This is a genomic window from Bacillus sp. LJBS17, from assembly GCF_019334685.1.
Classification (GTDB): Bacteria; Bacillota; Bacilli; order Bacillales; family Bacillaceae; genus Bacillus; species Bacillus subtilis.
On record NZ_CP079759.1, the window covers coordinates 928,501 to 945,642 of the forward strand.

Annotated in this window: 12 protein-coding genes, 16 tRNA genes, 2 rRNA genes, 3 pseudogenes and 1 riboswitch; of the genes and pseudogenes, 28 read left to right on the forward strand and 5 right to left on the reverse strand. The window is 46.5% G+C overall.

Translation table 11 applies throughout. The features are described from left to right. Positions 1–31 precede the first annotated feature (31 nt). From KXZ66_RS04665 to KXZ66_RS04750, 18 genes are all read left to right on the forward strand, one after another. Positions 32–2,953, forward strand: a 23S ribosomal RNA gene (locus KXZ66_RS04665). A gap of 112 nt (positions 2,954–3,065) precedes the next feature. Next, positions 3,066–3,181: ribosomal RNA gene (gene rrf, locus KXZ66_RS04670) — 5S ribosomal RNA — on the forward strand. A 9-nt stretch (positions 3,182–3,190) separates the two neighbouring features. Further along, positions 3,191–3,265, forward strand: a tRNA-Asn gene (locus KXZ66_RS04675). Positions 3,266–3,270: 5 nt separating this feature from the next. Continuing rightward, positions 3,271–3,362 (forward strand) — tRNA-Ser (locus KXZ66_RS04680). 34 nt (positions 3,363–3,396) lie between these two features. Continuing rightward, a tRNA-Glu gene (locus KXZ66_RS04685) sits at positions 3,397–3,468 on the forward strand. A 9-nt stretch (positions 3,469–3,477) separates the two neighbouring features. Then, a tRNA-Val gene (locus KXZ66_RS04690) sits at positions 3,478–3,553 on the forward strand. Between the two features lie 9 nt (positions 3,554–3,562). Next, positions 3,563–3,639, forward strand: a tRNA-Met gene (locus KXZ66_RS04695). An 11-nt stretch (positions 3,640–3,650) separates the two neighbouring features. After that, a tRNA-Asp gene (locus KXZ66_RS04700) sits at positions 3,651–3,727 on the forward strand. Between the two features lie 12 nt (positions 3,728–3,739). Continuing rightward, positions 3,740–3,815, forward strand: a tRNA-Phe gene (locus KXZ66_RS04705). A gap of 5 nt (positions 3,816–3,820) precedes the next feature. Continuing rightward, positions 3,821–3,893 (forward strand) — tRNA-Thr (locus KXZ66_RS04710). A 22-nt stretch (positions 3,894–3,915) separates the two neighbouring features. Beyond that, positions 3,916–4,000, forward strand: a tRNA-Tyr gene (locus KXZ66_RS04715). A 5-nt stretch (positions 4,001–4,005) separates the two neighbouring features. Then, positions 4,006–4,079 (forward strand) — tRNA-Trp (locus tag KXZ66_RS04720). Positions 4,080–4,103: 24 nt separating this feature from the next. Beyond that, positions 4,104–4,179: transfer RNA gene (locus KXZ66_RS04725), tRNA-His, on the forward strand. Between the two features lie 9 nt (positions 4,180–4,188). Beyond that, positions 4,189–4,260, forward strand: a tRNA-Gln gene (locus KXZ66_RS04730). 49 nt (positions 4,261–4,309) lie between these two features. Next, positions 4,310–4,384, forward strand: a tRNA-Gly gene (locus KXZ66_RS04735). A gap of 5 nt (positions 4,385–4,389) precedes the next feature. Continuing rightward, a tRNA-Cys gene (locus KXZ66_RS04740) sits at positions 4,390–4,460 on the forward strand. Positions 4,461–4,467: 7 nt separating this feature from the next. Then, positions 4,468–4,556: transfer RNA gene (locus KXZ66_RS04745), tRNA-Leu, on the forward strand. A gap of 264 nt (positions 4,557–4,820) precedes the next feature. Next, a tRNA-Leu gene (locus KXZ66_RS04750) sits at positions 4,821–4,902 on the forward strand. 78 nt (positions 4,903–4,980) lie between these two features. Here KXZ66_RS04750 and spo0M read toward each other — a convergent pair. Continuing rightward, a pseudogene (spo0M, locus tag KXZ66_RS04755) lies at positions 4,981–5,741 on the reverse strand (sporulation control protein Spo0M). A 141-nt stretch (positions 5,742–5,882) separates the two neighbouring features. On the opposite strand from spo0M, the gene KXZ66_RS04760 reads away from it, so the two are divergent. Further along, positions 5,883–6,086: a hypothetical protein gene (locus tag KXZ66_RS04760; RefSeq protein ID WP_014479229.1), complete on the forward strand. Its 204-nt coding sequence runs from the start codon at positions 5,883–5,885 to the stop codon at positions 6,084–6,086. A gap of 88 nt (positions 6,087–6,174) precedes the next feature. On the opposite strand, the gene KXZ66_RS04765 is transcribed toward KXZ66_RS04760, so the two are convergent. Further along, positions 6,175–6,447: a spore coat protein gene (locus tag KXZ66_RS04765; protein ID WP_014479230.1), complete on the reverse strand. Its 273-nt coding sequence runs from the start codon at positions 6,445–6,447 to the stop codon at positions 6,175–6,177. 41 nt (positions 6,448–6,488) lie between these two features. Here KXZ66_RS04765 and KXZ66_RS04770 point away from each other — a divergent pair, with 41 nt between their 5' ends. Both KXZ66_RS04770 and thiC read left to right on the forward strand, forming a co-directional pair. Further along, positions 6,489–7,181: a Type 1 glutamine amidotransferase-like domain-containing protein gene (locus KXZ66_RS04770; protein ID WP_032725255.1), complete on the forward strand. Its 693-nt coding sequence runs from the start codon at positions 6,489–6,491 to the stop codon at positions 7,179–7,181. Between the two features lie 69 nt (positions 7,182–7,250). Further along, positions 7,251–7,358: riboswitch (TPP riboswitch) on the forward strand. Between the two features lie 132 nt (positions 7,359–7,490). Continuing rightward, a complete protein-coding gene (gene thiC, locus KXZ66_RS04775; protein WP_017697515.1) occupies positions 7,491–9,263 on the forward strand; it encodes a phosphomethylpyrimidine synthase ThiC in 1,773 nt (590 codons plus the stop codon). Positions 9,264–9,300: 37 nt separating this feature from the next. On the opposite strand, the pseudogene KXZ66_RS04780 reads toward thiC, so the two are convergent. Next, positions 9,301–9,471, reverse strand: a pseudogene (locus tag KXZ66_RS04780) (BBE domain-containing protein); the annotation flags it as partial. A gap of 312 nt (positions 9,472–9,783) precedes the next feature. On the opposite strand from KXZ66_RS04780, the gene senS reads away from it, so the two are divergent. Then, positions 9,784–9,981, forward strand: coding sequence for a transcriptional regulator SenS (gene senS / locus KXZ66_RS04785; RefSeq protein ID WP_003245192.1), 198 nt, complete (start codon positions 9,784–9,786; stop codon positions 9,979–9,981). Between the two features lie 26 nt (positions 9,982–10,007). On the opposite strand, the gene katA is transcribed toward senS, so the two are convergent. After that, positions 10,008–11,459 carry a catalase KatA gene (gene katA / locus KXZ66_RS04790; protein WP_014476225.1) on the reverse strand — a complete coding sequence of 484 codons (1,452 nt, stop codon included), beginning with the start codon at positions 11,457–11,459 and terminating at the stop codon, positions 10,008–10,010. Positions 11,460–11,866: 407 nt separating this feature from the next. Here katA and KXZ66_RS04795 point away from each other — a divergent pair, with 407 nt between their 5' ends. The 6 genes and pseudogenes from KXZ66_RS04795 (at position 11,867) to rpsN (ending at position 16,650) form a co-directional block, all read left to right on the forward strand. After that, complete coding sequence (locus tag KXZ66_RS04795; RefSeq protein WP_021479704.1) at positions 11,867–12,634, forward strand: ABC transporter ATP-binding protein; 768 nt, start codon at positions 11,867–11,869, stop codon at positions 12,632–12,634. 17 nt (positions 12,635–12,651) lie between these two features. Beyond that, on the forward strand, positions 12,652–13,650 hold the full coding sequence (locus tag KXZ66_RS04800) for an aliphatic sulfonate ABC transporter substrate-binding protein (RefSeq protein WP_038828317.1): 999 nt from the start codon (positions 12,652–12,654) through the stop codon (positions 13,648–13,650). Then, positions 13,647–14,477: an ABC transporter permease gene (locus tag KXZ66_RS04805; protein WP_010886451.1), complete on the forward strand. Its 831-nt coding sequence runs from the start codon at positions 13,647–13,649 to the stop codon at positions 14,475–14,477. The genes KXZ66_RS04800 and KXZ66_RS04805 overlap by 4 nt, the downstream gene beginning before the upstream one ends. Positions 14,478–14,499: 22 nt before the next feature. After that, on the forward strand, positions 14,500–15,630 hold the full coding sequence (gene ssuD / locus KXZ66_RS04810; RefSeq protein WP_101169432.1) for an FMNH2-dependent alkanesulfonate monooxygenase: 1,131 nt from the start codon (positions 14,500–14,502) through the stop codon (positions 15,628–15,630). Between the two features lie 103 nt (positions 15,631–15,733). Further along, positions 15,734–16,269 (forward strand): annotated as a pseudogene (locus KXZ66_RS04815) (hypothetical protein). A 111-nt stretch (positions 16,270–16,380) separates the two neighbouring features. Further along, complete coding sequence (rpsN, locus tag KXZ66_RS04820) at positions 16,381–16,650, forward strand: 30S ribosomal protein S14 (RefSeq protein WP_003233455.1); 270 nt, start codon at positions 16,381–16,383, stop codon at positions 16,648–16,650. 17 nt (positions 16,651–16,667) lie between these two features. Here the strand turns inward: rpsN and KXZ66_RS04825 are convergent, their stop codons facing one another. Beyond that, positions 16,668–17,141: a hypothetical protein gene (locus KXZ66_RS04825; RefSeq protein ID WP_141949365.1), complete on the reverse strand. Its 474-nt coding sequence runs from the start codon at positions 17,139–17,141 to the stop codon at positions 16,668–16,670. Position 17,142 lies beyond the last annotated feature (1 nt).

Consider the following 17,142-nt stretch of genomic DNA (forward strand, 5'->3'; position numbering starts at 1 on the left):
CACAAGATATCACATAGTGATTCTTTTTAACGGTTAAGTTAGAAAGGGCGCACGGTGGATGCCTTGGCACTAGGAGCCGATGAAGGACGGGACGAACACCGATATGCTTCGGGGAGCTGTAAGCAAGCTTTGATCCGGAGATTTCCGAATGGGGAAACCCACCACTCGTAATGGAGTGGTATCCATATCTGAATTCATAGGATATGAGAAGGCAGACCCGGGGAACTGAAACATCTAAGTACCCGGAGGAAGAGAAAGCAAATGCGATTCCCTGAGTAGCGGCGAGCGAAACGGGATTAGCCCAAACCAAGAGGCTTGCCTCTTGGGGTTGTAGGACACTCTGTACGGAGTTACAAAGGAACGAGGTAGATGAAGAGGTCTGGAAAGCCGCCATAGGAGGTAACAGCCCTGTAGTCAAAACTTCGTTCTCTCCTGAGTGGATCCTGAGTACGGCGGAACACGTGAAATTCCGTCGGAATCCGGGAGGACCATCTCCCAAGGCTAAATACTCCCTAGTGACCGATAGTGAACCAGTACCGTGAGGGAAAGGTGAAAAGCACCCCGGAAGGGGAGTGAAAGAGATCCTGAAACCGTGTGCCTACAAGTAGTCAGAGCCCGTTAACGGGTGATGGCGTGCCTTTGTAGAATGAACCGGCGAGTTACGATCCCGTGCAAGGTTAAGCAGAAGATGCGGAGCCGCAGCGAAAGCGAGTCTGAATAGGGCGCATGAGTACGTGGTCGTAGACCCGAAACCAGGTGATCTACCCATGTCCAGGGTGAAGTTCAGGTAACACTGAATGGAGGCCGAACCCACGCACGTTGAAAAGTGCGGGGATGAGGTGTGGGTAGGGGTGAAATGCCAATCGAACCTGGAGATAGCTGGTTCTCTCCGAAATAGCTTTAGGGCTAGCCTCAAGGTAAGAGTCTTGGAGGTAGAGCACTGATTGGACTAGGGTCCCTACCGGGTTACCGAATTCAGTCAAACTCCGAATGCCAATGACTTATCCTTGGGAGTCAGACTGCGAGTGATAAGATCCGTAGTCGAAAGGGAAACAGCCCAGACCGCCAGCTAAGGTCCCAAAGTATACGTTAAGTGGAAAAGGATGTGGAGTTGCTTAGACAACCAGGATGTTGGCTTAGAAGCAGCCACCATTTAAAGAGTGCGTAATAGCTCACTGGTCGAGTGACTCTGCGCCGAAAATGTACCGGGGCTAAACGTATCACCGAAGCTGCGGACTGTTCTTCGAACAGTGGTAGGAGAGCGTTCTAAGGGCTGTGAAGCCAGACCGGAAGGACTGGTGGAGCGCTTAGAAGTGAGAATGCCGGTATGAGTAGCGAAAGAGGGGTGAGAATCCCCTCCACCGAATGCCTAAGGTTTCCTGAGGAAGGCTCGTCCGCTCAGGGTTAGTCGGGACCTAAGCCGAGTACGAAAGGCGTAGGCGATGGACAACAGGTTGATATTCCTGTACCACCTCCTCACCATTTGAGCAATGGGGGGACGCAGGAGGATAGGGTAAGCGCGGTATTGGATATCCGCGTCCAAGCAGTTAGGCTGGGAAATAGGCAAATCCGTTTCCCATAAGGCTGAGCTGTGATGGCGAGCGAAATATAGTAGCGAAGTTCCTGATTCCACACTGCCAAGAAAAGCCTCTAGCGAGGTGAGAGGTGCCCGTACCGCAAACCGACACAGGTAGGCGAGGAGAGAATCCTAAGGTGATCGAGAGAACTCTCGTTAAGGAACTCGGCAAAATGACCCCGTAACTTCGGGAGAAGGGGTGCTCTGTTAGGGTGCAAGCCCGAGAGAGCCGCAGTGAATATGCCAGGCGACTGTTTAGCAAAAACACAGGTCTCTGCGAAGCCGTAAGGCGAAGTATAGGGGCTGACGCCTGCCCGGTGCTGGAAGGTTAAGAGGAGCGCTTAGCGTAAGCGAAGGTGCGAATTGAAGCCCCAGTAAACGGCGTACGTAACTATAACGGTCCTAAGGTAGCGAAATTCCTTGTCGGGTAAGTTCCGACCCGCACGAAAGGCGCAACGATCTGGGCACTGTCTCAACGAGAGACTCGGTGAAATTATAGTACCTGTGAAGATGCAGGTTACCCGCGACAGGACGGAAAGACCCCGTGGAGCTTTACTGCAGCCTGATATTGAATGTTGGTACAGCTTGTACAGGATAGGTAGGAGCCTTGGAAACCGGAGCGCCAGCTTCGGTGGAGGCATCGGTGGGATACTACCCTGGCTGTATTGACCTTCTAACCCGCCGCCCTTATCGGGCGGGGAGACAGTGTCAGGTGGGCAGTTTGACTGGGGCGGTCGCCTCCTAAAAGGTAACGGAGGCGCCCAAAGGTTCCCTCAGAATGGTTGGAAATCATTCGCAGAGTGTAAAGGCACAAGGGAGCTTGACTGCGAGACCTACAAGTCGAGCAGGGACGAAAGTCGGGCTTAGTGATCCGGTGGTTCCGCATGGAAGGGCCATCGCTCAACGGATAAAAGCTACCCCGGGGATAACAGGCTTATCTCCCCCAAGAGTCCACATCGACGGGGAGGTTTGGCACCTCGATGTCGGCTCATCGCATCCTGGGGCTGTAGTCGGTCCCAAGGGTTGGGCTGTTCGCCCATTAAAGCGGTACGCGAGCTGGGTTCAGAACGTCGTGAGACAGTTCGGTCCCTATCCGTCGCGGGCGCAGGAAATTTGAGAGGAGCTGTCCTTAGTACGAGAGGACCGGGATGGACGCACCGCTGGTGTACCAGTTGTTCTGCCAAGGGCATCGCTGGGTAGCTATGTGCGGACGGGATAAGTGCTGAAAGCATCTAAGCATGAAGCCCCCCTCAAGATGAGATTTCCCATTCCGCAAGGAAGTAAGATCCCTGAAAGATGATCAGGTTGATAGGTCTGAGGTGGAAGTGTGGCGACACATGGAGCTGACAGATACTAATCGATCGAGGACTTAACCATATTTTTGAATGATGGCACACCTGTTATCTAGTTTTGAGAGAATAAGTTTTTTCGAAAAAACACTTGATTTTCTCAAGAATACATAGTATAATGTTAAATGTCACTGAAATTGTCTGGTGATGATGGCGAAGAGGTCACACCCGTTCCCATGCCGAACACGGAAGTTAAGCTCTTCAGCGCCGATGGTAGTCGGGGGTTTCCCCCTGTGAGAGTAGGACATCGCCAGGCAGACTTCATTCCGCAGTAGCTCAGTGGTAGAGCTATCGGCTGTTAACCGATCGGTCGTAGGTTCGAATCCTACCTGCGGAGCCATTATTGGAGAGCTGTCCGAGTGGTCGAAGGAGCACGATTGGAAATCGTGTAGGCGGTCAACTCCGTCTCAAGGGTTCGAATCCCTTGCTCTCCGCCACTGATACTTATACATAATTACAATTGAAAGTCTGGGCCCGTTGGTCAAGCGGTTAAGACACCGCCCTTTCACGGCGGTAACACGGGTTCGAATCCCGTACGGGTCATTATATGATGGAGGATTAGCTCAGCTGGGAGAGCATCTGCCTTACAAGCAGAGGGTCGGCGGTTCGAGCCCGTCATCCTCCACCATTATATCATCGCGGGGTGGAGCAGTTCGGTAGCTCGTCGGGCTCATAACCCGAAGGTCGCAGGTTCAAATCCTGCCCCCGCAACCAAATTTCAAAATGGTCCGGTAGTTCAGTTGGTTAGAATGCCTGCCTGTCACGCAGGAGGTCGCGGGTTCGAGTCCCGTCCGGACCGCCATTTAAATACTTAGGCTCGGTAGCTCAGTTGGTAGAGCAACGGACTGAAAATCCGTGTGTCGGCGGTTCGATTCCGTCCCGAGCCACCACCTATGCCGGTGTAGCTCAATTGGTAGAGCAACTGACTTGTAATCAGTAGGTTGGGGGTTCAAGTCCTCTTGCCGGCACTGTTTTTTCAAAATTTAATGTGGAGGGGTAGCGAAGTGGCTAAACGCGGCGGACTGTAAATCCGCTCCCTCAGGGTTCGGCAGTTCGAATCTGCCCCCCTCCACCATTTATAGGGGCATAGTTTAACGGTAGAACAGAGGTCTCCAAAACCTCCGGTGTGGGTTCGATTCCTACTGCCCCTGCCAAATTTATGACATCTTGAGATTATGGCGGTTGTGGCGAAGTGGTTAACGCACCAGATTGTGGCTCTGGCACTCGTGGGTTCGATTCCCATCAATCGCCCCATATTATCATTGGGCTATAGCCAAGCGGTAAGGCAACGGACTTTGACTCCGTCATGCGTTGGTTCGAATCCAGCTAGCCCAGTCTCACTTTTTATATCAACTGCATATAATGTATTAAGTCCATTTAAAATGCGGAAGTAGTTCAGTGGTAGAACACCACCTTGCCAAGGTGGGGGTCGCGGGTTCGAATCCCGTCTTCCGCTCCAATTACGGCGGCATAGCCAAGTGGTAAGGCAGAGGTCTGCAAAACCTTTATCCCCGGTTCGAATCCGGGTGTCGCCTTCTTATTGCCGGGGTGGTGGAATTGGCAGACACACAGGACTTAAAATCCTGCGGTAGGTGACTACCGTGCCGGTTCAAGTCCGGCCCTCGGCACCAATTTTACTTACATGGTAAGTTGAATTGGTGTTTGTGTTTTATCATTATAACTAATCATATTAATGATCTACATAAGTAGATCATTTTTTTAATGCTTTGTTTTATCATAACAAGTTAAGTTCCGAGGCCTATTATAAAGCGGCTGTATAGCTAGTCTTTCAACACTTTTATTTTTATTTCCAAAAAAACTTTTTTGAAATACGTTGACACTTTATGAGATCCATGATATAGTTATATTCGTCGGTTAGATACGACGTAAAACTTGCCGGTGTGGCGGAATTGGCAGACGCGCACGACTCAAAATCGTGTTCCTTCTGGAGTGTCGGTTCGACCCCGACCACCGGTATACTGAAAAACCCGTTTCTTAATAGACACGGGTTTTTATTTTTTATTAAAGAAAAGGAGCCGAGGCTCCTTTTTATACTTACTCAGCGTATTGGTCTAAGATCTCTTCTAACACCTCTTCAAGCTCTTCTGCATCTTCAAGCTCTGATTGGCTGAAACGGACGCGTACAAGCTGTTCTCCGTCATTATACATCTCTTCCAGCCATCCTCGCAGTCCTCTTGCCCTGCGGTCGACTTCGAAAATGATTTCCAAACCGTCTTCGTCTAAAAGGAAAATGAGCTCTAATTCATCAAGCATCTGACGATAATATCCGGAAGTCGGAACGAATTCGAATTCTTGAACGAACGGAAGGCGGCGTCGGAAGTAGGGCGCTTGTTCACAGTCTGCTTCGTTAAGACGGAAGCCCAGGTTTTCGATTGCTTCCAGCACATTTTCAATCCGAAAATGCGGTCATGATCGGATTTATCGATACCGCCTTGAATGTCAAGGTCTGTCACCACGGCAACCTCTACTTTCCCTACAGTCATCGGCGTATCTAGAGGCAGAGTGAATGTAAACGGAAATTGATGCTCTTCACCAGGCTGTATGGTAAATGAACCAGTGACCCGGAAAGAATGAATTGTAGCGTATTTCCGGTGCTCTTCATCGTCTTTTACAATGACATACCGTGTGCTAAGCTGTAAATCGATATAACGGATGTCCTGAGCGATTTTTCCGCCTTTGACATGTACCGTTCCCTGTACTTCTTCTCCTGGAAAATATGCGTCTTTTTCTAAAATTGTATCTACTTTTGCAGCTCCAATTCCGGCACTTGCCGCAAGTTTCTTAAAAAATGACATGTTAGATCTTCCCCTTTTTCTTTTTTCTCAACAGATATACGCAAGAAGGAGGAAAAAAGATTCGTTTGATTCATACTTTTTTCCTATTATTCGTCTCGGCCTAGGGACAGACTAAGAATAATATTGAAAATAAAGGAGTGGATGGAAGTGAATAAAGAAAGTTTGGTTGCAGATGAATTACACAGAATGTTTTTGGCTGGTGAGCTGCAAATCACAGTAGAGGAGGATATAAACAATATTTCCGAAAGGCTGAGAAACGGCGATCTCAGTTTAGACCGATTAAGCGGTGAAGACGCGTTTATAAAAGAAACGGTAAATGAGGCTTTAAGAAGAGTGGAGCAATAAAAAAGAGACGGCATCTCATCTTTGAGATCCCGTCTCTTTTTGTGGTCTTTGCTGTAAGATAAATCTAATCGATTTGATTTGGAATTGCTCACCCGAGCCATCCCTTTTCTAACAGAAGATCTGACAGTTCATCATGGAGATAAACAGTTGTATCTAATTGATCATGCAATGCTATTCTGATGTGGGGATTTTCGGCTTCTGTTATTGCGACAGTGTATTTGTTAATGCTGGTTTTTATTGTTGTTAACAAATCAAGAATATCTTTGGGACAAAGACTTTGTTCAATGGGAAACCACCCCCTTTGTTTTTTTAGCAGCTCCTGATAAGAAAGTATTTGGCTTTGTTTCTTGCTTCTATACAAAATGCTATAATAAGCAACAAATTTTGTTGGGGGGTGTGATGATGAAGCAGATTATTGCGATGGGGGGCGGGGGTTTTTCGATGGAGCCGGATAATTTGTCCCTCGATCAATATATCCTCAATCAATCAAAACGAGAGCAGCCTCGTATTTGTTTTTTGCCGACGGCGAGCGGAGATTCCCAAAACTATATTCAGCGGTTTTATCATGCATTTCAAACACTGGATTGTGTGCCGTCTCACTTATCTTTGTTTAAGCCGCCATCAACAGATTTAACTTCTTTTGTTATGGAAATGGACGTGATTTATGTTGGCGGGGGAAATACGCGGAATTTACTTGTGTTATGGAAAGAGTGGGGGCTTGACCAGATTCTTAGGGAAGCATGGAAGAACGGTGTGGTTTTAGCTGGATTAAGTGCCGGTGCGATCTGCTGGTTTGAAGAAGGGGTGACGGATTCAGCCGGACCGCTGACAAGTTTGAAAAGTTTAGGTTTTTTGCAAGGGAGCTTTTGTCCCCATTATGACGGGGAAAAGGATCGGAGACCGGCATACCACCAGCTGATATCTAACAAGTTCTTATGCAGTGGCTATGCAGCGGATGATGGGGCTGCTCTCCATTTCATAAATGATCAGCTGTTTCAGACTGTGAGTTCAAGGTCGGAAGGAAAGGCATATCGGGTGATGATGGCTGAACATGAAATAGCTGAAATTCCGTTGCCGGTCAAATATTTAGGGTGAAATTGGCTGAATATTATCTATATTCCTCTTTTTTTCAGATTGATTTTATGATAAGATGAGTGCGAAATCAATAGTTACTGGGGGTGCCCGCTTTCGGGCTGAGAGAGAAGGTAAGCTTCTTAACCCTTTGGACCTGATCTGGTTCGTACCAGCGTGGGGAAGTAGAGGAATTGTTTTTGTTATTGTCTTGCTGGGCAATAATATGTTTCTTTCTGACTGTAACCGGGTTCATTTATATGAATCCGGTTTTTTGTGCTGGTTATGGGCTTGATTTTGTCCTTTCAAACGTAGAGAGGGGAAGGAAAAGTAATGCAAAACAATTCAGTGCAGCAAGCCAACATTTCCATTATGTCAAGTTTTTCAGGCAGCAAGAAGGTATACGTGGAGGGTTCTTCTTCGGACATCCAAGTGCCGATGAGGGAGATCCTATTGAGTCCGACGACGGGATCGTTCGGCGAAGAGGAAAACGCGCCTGTGCGTGTCTATGATACAAGCGGACCGTATACGGACCCTGAAGTAACCATTAATATTCAAGAAGGATTAAAGCCGCTCCGCCAAAAATGGATCACAGAGCGCGGTGACGTGGAAGAGTATGAAGGTCGGGCTATAAAACCAGAAGATAACGGTTATAAAAAAGCAAATCCAAACGTAAGCTACCCAGGATTAAAGCGGAAACCGCTGAGGGCGAAGGCAGGTCAAAATGTCACACAAATGCACTATGCAAAAAAGGGGATCATTACACCTGAGATGGAATTTATCGCCATTCGTGAGCATGTGTCTCCTGAATTCGTCAGAGACGAGGTAGCCAGCGGCCGGGCGATTATTCCTTCAAACATTAATCACCCTGAAAGTGAGCCAATGATTATCGGCCGGAATTTTCATGTGAAGATTAATGCGAATATCGGGAATTCAGCGGTTACGTCATCCATTGAAGAAGAAGTGGAAAAAATGACGTGGGCCATCCGCTGGGGAGCGGATACGATGATGGATCTCTCTACCGGAAAAGATATTCATACGACGCGTGAATGGATTATCCGCAATTGCCCCGTGCCTGTGGGAACTGTTCCGATTTATCAGGCGCTTGAAAAAGTAAACGGCGTAGCGGAGGATTTAACGTGGGAGATTTATCGTGATACGCTAATCGAGCAGGCAGAGCAGGGAGTGGATTATTTTACGATTCACGCGGGTGTTTTGCTTAGGTATGTACCGCTGACTGCCAAACGGACAACTGGTATTGTGTCACGCGGGGGAGCGATTATGGCGCAGTGGTGTCTGGCTCATCATCAAGAAAGCTTTTTATACACACATTTTGAAGAAATATGTGAGATTATGAAAATGTATGATATTGCTTTCTCACTTGGGGATGGTTTGCGTCCCGGATCAATTGCTGATGCCAATGACGAAGCGCAGTTTGCTGAATTAGAGACGCTTGGAGAGCTGACGCAAATTGCCTGGAAGCATGATGTTCAGGTGATGATTGAGGGTCCTGGACATGTTCCGATGCATAAAATCAAAGAGAACGTCGATAAACAAATGGACATTTGTAAAGAAGCGCCTTTTTACACATTGGGGCCGTTGACAACGGATATTGCTCCGGGATATGACCATATTACTTCAGCGATCGGAGCGGCGATGATCGGCTGGTATGGGACAGCAATGCTTTGTTATGTAACGCCGAAGGAGCATTTGGGGCTGCCAAACCGTGATGATGTTCGTGAAGGAGTCATTACATATAAGATCGCTGCGCATGCGGCAGACCTTGCAAAAGGGCATCCCGGAGCGCAAATCCGGGATGATGCGTTATCGAAAGCCCGTTTTGAATTCCGCTGGCGGGATCAGTTTAATTTATCTCTTGATCCGGAGAGAGCCCTTGAATACCATGATGAAACCCTGCCTGCTGAAGGAGCAAAAACCGCTCACTTTTGTTCCATGTGCGGCCCGAAATTTTGCAGCATGAGAATTTCACAGGATATTCGGGATTATGCAAAGAAAAACGATCTCAGTGAAGCAGAAGCCATAAATAAAGGATTAAAAGAAAAAGCAAAAGAGTTTGTCGATACGGGAAGCAATTTATATCAATAAATAAGATGAAGATGGAGAATGCTCCATCTTCATTTTTTTAGAAAAACAGAGAGCGTCGAAGCGGAGGAATACTCTGTTCAAAGCGGAAAACATTTTCTGGATCATATTTCGTTTTGACACGGCGGAGTCGTTCAACGTTTTCGCCGTAATATGTTCTTGGCCAGTTTCTGATTTTGATATCTGGCCAATTTACGTAGTCTCCCATCGTTTAACTCGAAAGTCCGGATCATCCCGTGTCACGATACGTCCGGTCAATTTTGTCTTTTCCACACACCCACATCTCTTTCTCTCGTATTCTAGTTTCTCTAGCTTATGCGTCAGGGGATAAGAGTGTATAAGGAAAAAGCGGGGATGCAATCTGATATAGTATCAATACCCTCAAAAAATAGTTGACAGGTCGGTATTGTATGAATTAACATGGTCAGTACAAATTTTTCAAATTTATCGCGCTGATCGGGACACCGAAGGCTCTTATCTTTTAGATAAGGGCCTTTTTTGTATGAAAAAGGAGGGATTATTGATGGGAGTCAAAAAAGAAAAGGGGAGAAAACGATTCAGGAAGCGAAAAACCTACGGGAATCAGATTTTGCCGCTTGAGCTGCTGATTGAAAAAAACAAACGAGAGATTATAAACAGCGCGGAACTCATGGAAGAAATTTATATGAAGATTGATGAGAAGCATACGCAATGTGTAACTAAATATAAAAAAACCCGCTGACTACAGCGGGTTTTTGCATTTCTCCATTAAGCATCTTTTTTAATCGGCAATCCAAGGCCTTCTGCCACGCGTTTTCCGTATTCAGGATCCGCTTTGTAGAAGTGCTCGATTTGGCGCAGCTTGATTTCTTCTTTTTCTACCGGCTTCATAGCATTAACGATATTTTCAACAAGGCGGGTACGTTCATCTTCACTCATTAAACGATACAGATCACCAGCTTGAGTGTAGTGATCGTTGTGATCGTAGCTTACGCTGTCAGCGATACCTTGTACCGGATATGCTGCTTGCTTATCCTCAGGTGACTCTTTTGGACCGCCGAAGCTGTTAGGCTCGTAATACACAGATCCGCCGCCGTTATCATCAAAACGCATTTGCCCATCACGCTGATAATTGTTTACTTTGTTGCGTGCGCGGTTGATTGGCAGCGCTTGATGGTTTGCACCGACACGGTAGCGGTGTGCATCATGATAAGCAAAAAGTCGGCCTTGAAGCATTTTATCCGGTGAAACATCAATACCAGGCACGAGGGTTCCAGGTGAAAATGTCGCTTGTTCTACCTCTGCAAAGTAGTTTTCCGGATTTCTGTCTAGAACCATGCGTCCGACCTCGATTAACGGGTAGTCTTTTTGAGACCAAACTTTTGTGACATCAAACGGATCGAAACGGTACGTATTTGCATCTTCTAAAGGCATGATTTGCACATATAGTTTCCATGCAGGATAATCACCGTTTTCGATTGCGTTGAAAAGGTCTTCTGTATGGTAATCAGGGTTTTCACCGGCAATTTTTGCTGCCGTATTGACATCAAGGTTTTTCACGCCTTGTTCTGTTTTAAAGTGATATTTAATCCATACGCCTTCGCCTTCGGCATTTGTCCATTTGAATGTATGGCTTCCGAAGCCGTGCATGTGGCGAAGTGTTGCAGGAATTCCGCGGTCAGACATCAGGATTGTCACTTGGTGCAGTGACTCTGGTGAAAGTGACCAGAAATCCCATACAGCCGTAGGGTTTTTCAGGTGTGTTTTTGGATCTCTTTTTTGTGTATGGATGAAATCAGGGAACTTAATCGCATCGCGGATAAAGAATACAGGCGTATTGTTGCCGACGATGTCGTAGTTTCCTTCTTCAGTATAAAATTTAACAGCAAATCCGCGCGGATCGCGAACTGTGTCAGCAGAGCCAAGTTCACCGGCAACTGTTGAGAAACGGATGAACAACGGTGTGCGTTTGCCGACTTCAGAAAGGAAAGCGGCTTTCGTGTATTTTGTTACGTCGTTTGTCACTTCAAAATATCCGTGTGCGCCTGCTCCTTTGGCGTGAACAACACGTTCAGGAACACGTTCTCGGTTGAAATGGGCCAATTTTTCGAGTAAATGTACATCTTGAATTAAAGTTGGTCCGCGAGAACCGGCAGTCATTGAGTTTTGATTATCTCCAACCGGAGCGCCCCAGCTAGTTGTCAGTTTATTTGAACTCATGTTATCACCTCTTGGAATTTATAAGAACATAATATCATCTCTAAGTAAAAAGTCAATATTATTTTATAATTATTATAAAATAGTTATCTCTATTAATCGATATCTAGTATCGAAAGTGTTGAAAAACCTTGTTGTAACAGCTTTTTATGACACTTAATAATTTTTGGAGAAATAATTTTTCCTTCTCTATTTGCGAAACAAGCAGAGTAAGTGATAAACAAGGATATCAAAAATCGTATTTAAAAAAGAGTTGACATATCGGAATAATTTGAATTAACATGTTATTCAAACAAAAAAAACAATTGGGCAGCTGATCGGACCGCCGAAGGCTCTCATCTCTACAAGAACAGAGATGGGGGCCTTTTTGTTTTTTTGAAGGCGGGGTTGGCAGAAAGAGAGGGATAAAAGTGGCTGTGACCATCAGCATCAAAGAAAAGGCATTTGTTCAAGAGGGCCGCAAAAACACGGTCTTAGAGAACATAGAATTATCAATCGCACCAGGCGAATTTCTAACGCTTATCGGACCGAGCGGGTGTGGAAAAAGCACCCTGTTAAAGATTATTGCAGGGCTTGATTCTGAATATGACGGGAGTGTGGAAATTAACGGCCGCAGCGTAACAGCTCCGGGTATTCAGCAAGGATTTATTTTTCAGGAACACCGCCTCTTTCCTTGGCTGACTGTTGAGCAGAATATTGCAGCCGACTTGAATTTGAAGGACCCAAAAGTCAAACAAAAGGTGGATGAACTGATCGAGATTGTCAGATTGAAAGGATCGGAAAAAGCATATCCGCGCGAGCTGTCAGGCGGCATGTCACAAAGAGTAGCCATCGCCCGGGCCCTTCTGCGGGAGCCTGAGGTGCTGCTTTTAGATGAACCGTTTGGTGCACTCGACGCTTTTACAAGAAAACACCTGCAGGACGTGCTGCTGGATATATGGAGGAGGAAAAAAACAACGATGATTCTCGTGACTCATGATATAGATGAATCTGTTTATTTAGGAAATGAGCTTGCGATCCTTAAGGCCAAACCGGGGAAAATCCATAAGCTGATGCCCATTCACCTGGCGTATCCGCGGAACCGGACGACTCCGGATTTCCAAGCGATCAGACAGAGAGTGCTGTCGGAATTCGAGAAAACAGAAGATTTGGAGTACGCAGAAGGATCAGGGATATAGAAAGGGCGGAAGCGGAAATGAAAAAAGGACTCATTGTATTGGTTGCCGTTATTTTTCTGCTCGCAGGCTGTGGAGCAAATGGAGCCAGCGGTGACCACAAACAATTGAAGGAAATTCGTATTGGTATTCAGCAAAGCTTAAGCCCGCTTTTGATCGCAAAAGAAAAAGGCTGGTTCGAAGATGCATTTGAAAAAGAAGGCATCAAAGTGAAATGGGTGGAGTTTCAAAGCGGTCCGCCCCAATTTGAAGGCCTTGCGGCAGACAAACTTGATTTTTCTCAAGTCGGTAATTCGCCTGTGATTGCTGGACAGGCGGCAGGCATTGACTTTAAAGAAATCGGTTTGTCTCAGGACGGTTTGAAAGCAAACGGCATCCTTGTCAATCAAAACAGCGGCATTCAAGACGTTAAGGACTTAAAGGGAAAGAAAATTGCAGTCGCCAAAGGCAGCAGCGGGTTTGATTTTTTGTATAAAGCGCTTGATCAAGTGGGGTTGTTAGCTAACGATGTGACAATTATTCAGCTTCAGCCTGATGAAGCAGCTTCCGCATTTGAAAATGGATCTGTTGATGCCTGGTCCATTTGGGAGCCGTACTTGTCCTTAGAAACAATGAAACACGGAGCAAAAATCCTTGTGAACGGAGAAAGCACAGATTTATATTCACCGGGTTTTACTTTAGTAAGAACAAAGTTTTCAGAAGAGCATCCAGACGAAGTGGTCCGTTTTCTGAAGGTGTTTAATAAAGCCGTTGTATGGCAAAAGGAACATCTGGATGAAGCAGCGGACTTGTATTCTGACATTAAAGATCTCGATAAAAAGGTCGTCGAAAATGTGCTGAAAAATACTGAACCTCTGAATGAGGTCATCAGTGACGACATTGTGAAAGCGCAGCAGGAAACAGCAGATTTTCAATTTCGAACAAAGGCGATAGATAAGAAGATTGATGTGAAGGATGTTGTCGATAACACTTTTATCAAAAAAGCATTAAAGGAACATTCCTCAGGAGGTGATCAATGATGAAAGCAGAGGCTGCGGGCTCGCTGCCCAAAACGAATGCGGAAGCGGTGCGAAAAAAGCCCGGAAGGAAGAGATACGGCTGGATGAAGGGGCTTTTACTGCCCGCTGTCATCATTGCCATCTGGCAGGTCATCGGCGGGCTGGGGGTTGTGTCCGCTACAGTGCTGCCTACACCTGTTACGATTGTTCTGACCTTTAAGGAGCTTATTTTGTCCGGCGAACTGTTCGGCCATCTGCAAATCAGCATTTATCGGGCGGCGCTTGGTTTTTTGCTTGGCGCGGGGCTTGGATTGATGATCGGGATTTTGGCCGGATTCTCCAAACGGACGGAGCTGTATCTTGATCCGTCGTTGCAAATGCTTAGAACCGTACCTCATCTGGCCGTCACGCCGCTGTTTATTTTATGGTTCGGATTTGACGAAGTATCTAAAATTTTGCTGATTGCGCTCGGTGCCTTCTTTCCTGTCTATATCAATACGTTTAACGGCATCCGCGGGGTTGACGCGAAGCTGTTTGAAGTCGCCCGGGTGCTTGAATTTAAATGGCATCAGCAGATATCCAAAGTGATATTGCCGGCAGCCCTGCCCAATATATTGCTAGGCATTCGCTTATCGCTCGGCATTGCATGGCTCGGGCTCGTTGTGGCAGAGCTGATGGGCTCAAGCTCGGGAGTCGGCTATATGATCATGGATGCGAGACAGTTTTCACAAACGAATAAAGTCTTTGCAGGGATTATCATTTTTGCAGTGGTTGGAAAGCTGACGGATTCCTTCGTCAGGCTGCTGGAACGAAAGCTGTTAAAGTGGAGAAACAGCTACGAAGGATAAAAGATATAAAGGGGAGATGAATATGGAAATTCTTTGGTTTATACCGACTCATGGAGACGCGAGATATTTAGGATCTGAAAGTGATGGACGGACTGCGGATCATCTTTACTTTAAACAAGTCGCGCAGGCGGCAGACAGGCTGGGATATACAGGAGTTCTTCTGCCGACGGGAAGATCGTGCGAGGACCCGTGGCTTACAGCGTCGGCGCTGGCAGGAGAAACAAAGGACTTAAAGTTTTTAGTTGCGGTAAGACCTGGTTTAATGCAGCCTTCTCTGGCAGCCAGAATGACATCCACCCTAGACCGCATTTCAGACGGCCGGCTGCTGATCAACGTTGTGGCAGGGGGCGATCCGTATGAGCTGGCAGGCGATGGCCTGTTTATCAGCCATGATGAGCGCTATGAAGCAACAGACGAATTTTTAACCGTTTGGCGGAGACTTTTGCAGGGAGAAACGGTTTCCTATGAAGGAAAGCATATAAAAGTGGAAAACAGCAATCTGCTTTTCCCGCCGCAGCAAGAGCCGCATCCGCCCATCTATTTCGGTGGTTCGTCACAGGCTGGGATTGAAGCTGCCGCAAAGCATACAGACGTATACTTGACATGGGGTGAGCCGCCTGAACAAGTAAAAGAAAAGATAGAGAGAGTCAAAAAGCAAGCGGCAAAAGAAGGGAGATCCGTTCGATTTGGCATTAGGTTGCATGTCATTGCCCGTGAAACTGAACGAGAGGCGTGGGAAGCGGCAGAGCGCTTGATCAGCCACTTGGATGATGACACCATTGCCAAAGCGCAGGCAGCTTTGAGCCGTTACGACTCTTCAGGCCAGCAGCGGATGGCCGTCCTTCATCAAGGCGATCGGACGAAGCTTGAAATCAGCCCGAATCTGTGGGCGGGGATCGGCCTGGTCAGAGGAGGGGCAGGAACAGCTCTTGTCGGTGATCCGCAGACGATTGCCGACCGGATAGCGGAGTACCAGGCACTCGGCATAGAATCGTTTATATTCTCCGGCTATCCGCATTTAGAAGAAGCGTATTATTTTGCAGAGCTTGTATTTCCGCTTTTGCCGTTTGAAAATGATCGGACGAGAAAGCTTCAGAACAAAAGGGGAGAAGCGGTAGGAAACACTTATTTTGTCAAAGAGAAAAATGCATGAGTTTAACTAAAATACAGCCCCCCGAACATGGTATGATATTCAAAAAAAGGGGGCTTTTTTTCTGAAAACATTGAGAAGCGCGGCAGTCATTTGCCTCATAGCTATGCTGTCAGCATGCGGACATTCAAAACAGATGGAAATCAAAGCGGCGGACATATCAGATCTTGAAAAAAACAGAATGGATGTCGCAGCTTCACAGGCATTCACTGCCGAAGCCGTCAATATCGGTGAAGGTATTTCTTCAGCTGACATGTACATCGAACATTATCAAAAGGGAAAGCTTGTTGAGAGGTTTGGACCGGTTCGTGCAGATTATTCAGAGGAAAAACCCGATACCATACAATTTGTTTATTTTGAGAATGAAGAGGGGGAAGGAAAGAATAAACATACCACCATTCATTTTGGCATTGTGGATAAACAGGGAAATATAGCGGCTGATTCATCGGTGAAACGCGACGATAGCACAACACAGGAAATGACTCAGAATATTTCATCGCCGGAACCGATTACTTTCGAGAAGCCTGCTTTGATCGGCAGCAGTATTAGAGGGACTGACGAGACAATCACACCTCTGAACATAAAAAAGAGCTCATTAAGCATCAAGATGCGTTACTGTATTATGTGGAATTGCATCATTAGAGTGGGCGGCTTCAAGCCGTCTGTTTTACAAAGCGGTATGCTTGCTTTTTTGAATGGTGCATGATACATTTTAAATCGTAACAATTTCGATTTAAAGGGAGGCTATGTGACTTGGCTAAAAAATCAAAAGTGGCAAAAGAGTTAAAACGCCAACAGCTTGTTGAGCAATACGCTGGTATTAGACGCGAGTTGAAGGAAAAAGGAGATTACGAGGCACTCAGCAAGCTGCCAAGAGATTCAGCACCGGGAAGGCTTCACAACCGCTGCATGGTAACGGGGCGCCCGAGAGCATATATGAGGAAGTTTAAAATGTCCAGAATCGCTTTCAGGGAGCTGGCCCATAAAGGCCAGATTCCCGGTGTGAAAAAAGCAAGCTGGTAAGAAAAAACTCCGGCCGATTACAGCGCGCCGGAGTTTTTTTCGTTTTTCTTGAAAGAGATGACGTAGGAAAGGTGCTGGATGATCATGATGATAAACACAATAATAATAGGGAAAAACGGAATGCGCGATTGAAATAGCGGATAAAAAATGAGAAGAACCGCTGCGGCAGGCAGCGAGAAGTAGACAGCGATATATGACGCGCGACATGCTTTTGCCGTCATCATCTGCTCTCTTTCATCCTGCTCTTCAAACTCATCAGGCAGAAGAAGCTGTTTTCTGGCAGGGCGGCTTTTTTTCTGTAAGTACAAATAAACCGCAGACGCCGCAACAAACAGAATAAAGGGGGTGAGGTTTAATTCAAACACCATCCCGCCGCTCTTTGTGTCGAAAAAAGATGCAATTCCTTCTGAGGCTTCAAAGTATGCAATCAGCGTCCAGCATGCAAGGCCAAATAACACAAGGTGAAAAGCTGCTTTTGTTTTCATGCTCATC

Coding starts and splice junctions, on each gene's coding strand:
- KXZ66_RS04805 (WP_010886451.1), top strand. CDS start 13,647: ATGATGAAAGCAGAGGCTGCGGGCTCGCTGCCCAAAACGAATGCGGAA.
- senS (WP_003245192.1), top strand. CDS start 9,784: ATGGGAGTCAAAAAAGAAAAGGGGAGAAAACGATTCAGGAAGCGAAAA.
- katA (WP_014476225.1), bottom strand. CDS start 11,459: ATGAGTTCAAATAAACTGACAACTAGCTGGGGCGCTCCGGTTGGAGAT.
- KXZ66_RS04760 (WP_014479229.1), top strand. CDS start 5,883: ATGGAAGTGAATAAAGAAAGTTTGGTTGCAGATGAATTACACAGAATG.
- KXZ66_RS04770 (WP_032725255.1), top strand. CDS start 6,489: ATGAAGCAGATTATTGCGATGGGGGGCGGGGGTTTTTCGATGGAGCCG.
- KXZ66_RS04825 (WP_141949365.1), bottom strand. CDS start 17,141: ATGAGCATGAAAACAAAAGCAGCTTTTCACCTTGTGTTATTTGGCCTT.
- ssuD (WP_101169432.1), top strand. CDS start 14,500: ATGGAAATTCTTTGGTTTATACCGACTCATGGAGACGCGAGATATTTA.
- thiC (WP_017697515.1), top strand. CDS start 7,491: ATGCAAAACAATTCAGTGCAGCAAGCCAACATTTCCATTATGTCAAGT.
- KXZ66_RS04800 (WP_038828317.1), top strand. CDS start 12,652: ATGAAAAAAGGACTCATTGTATTGGTTGCCGTTATTTTTCTGCTCGCA.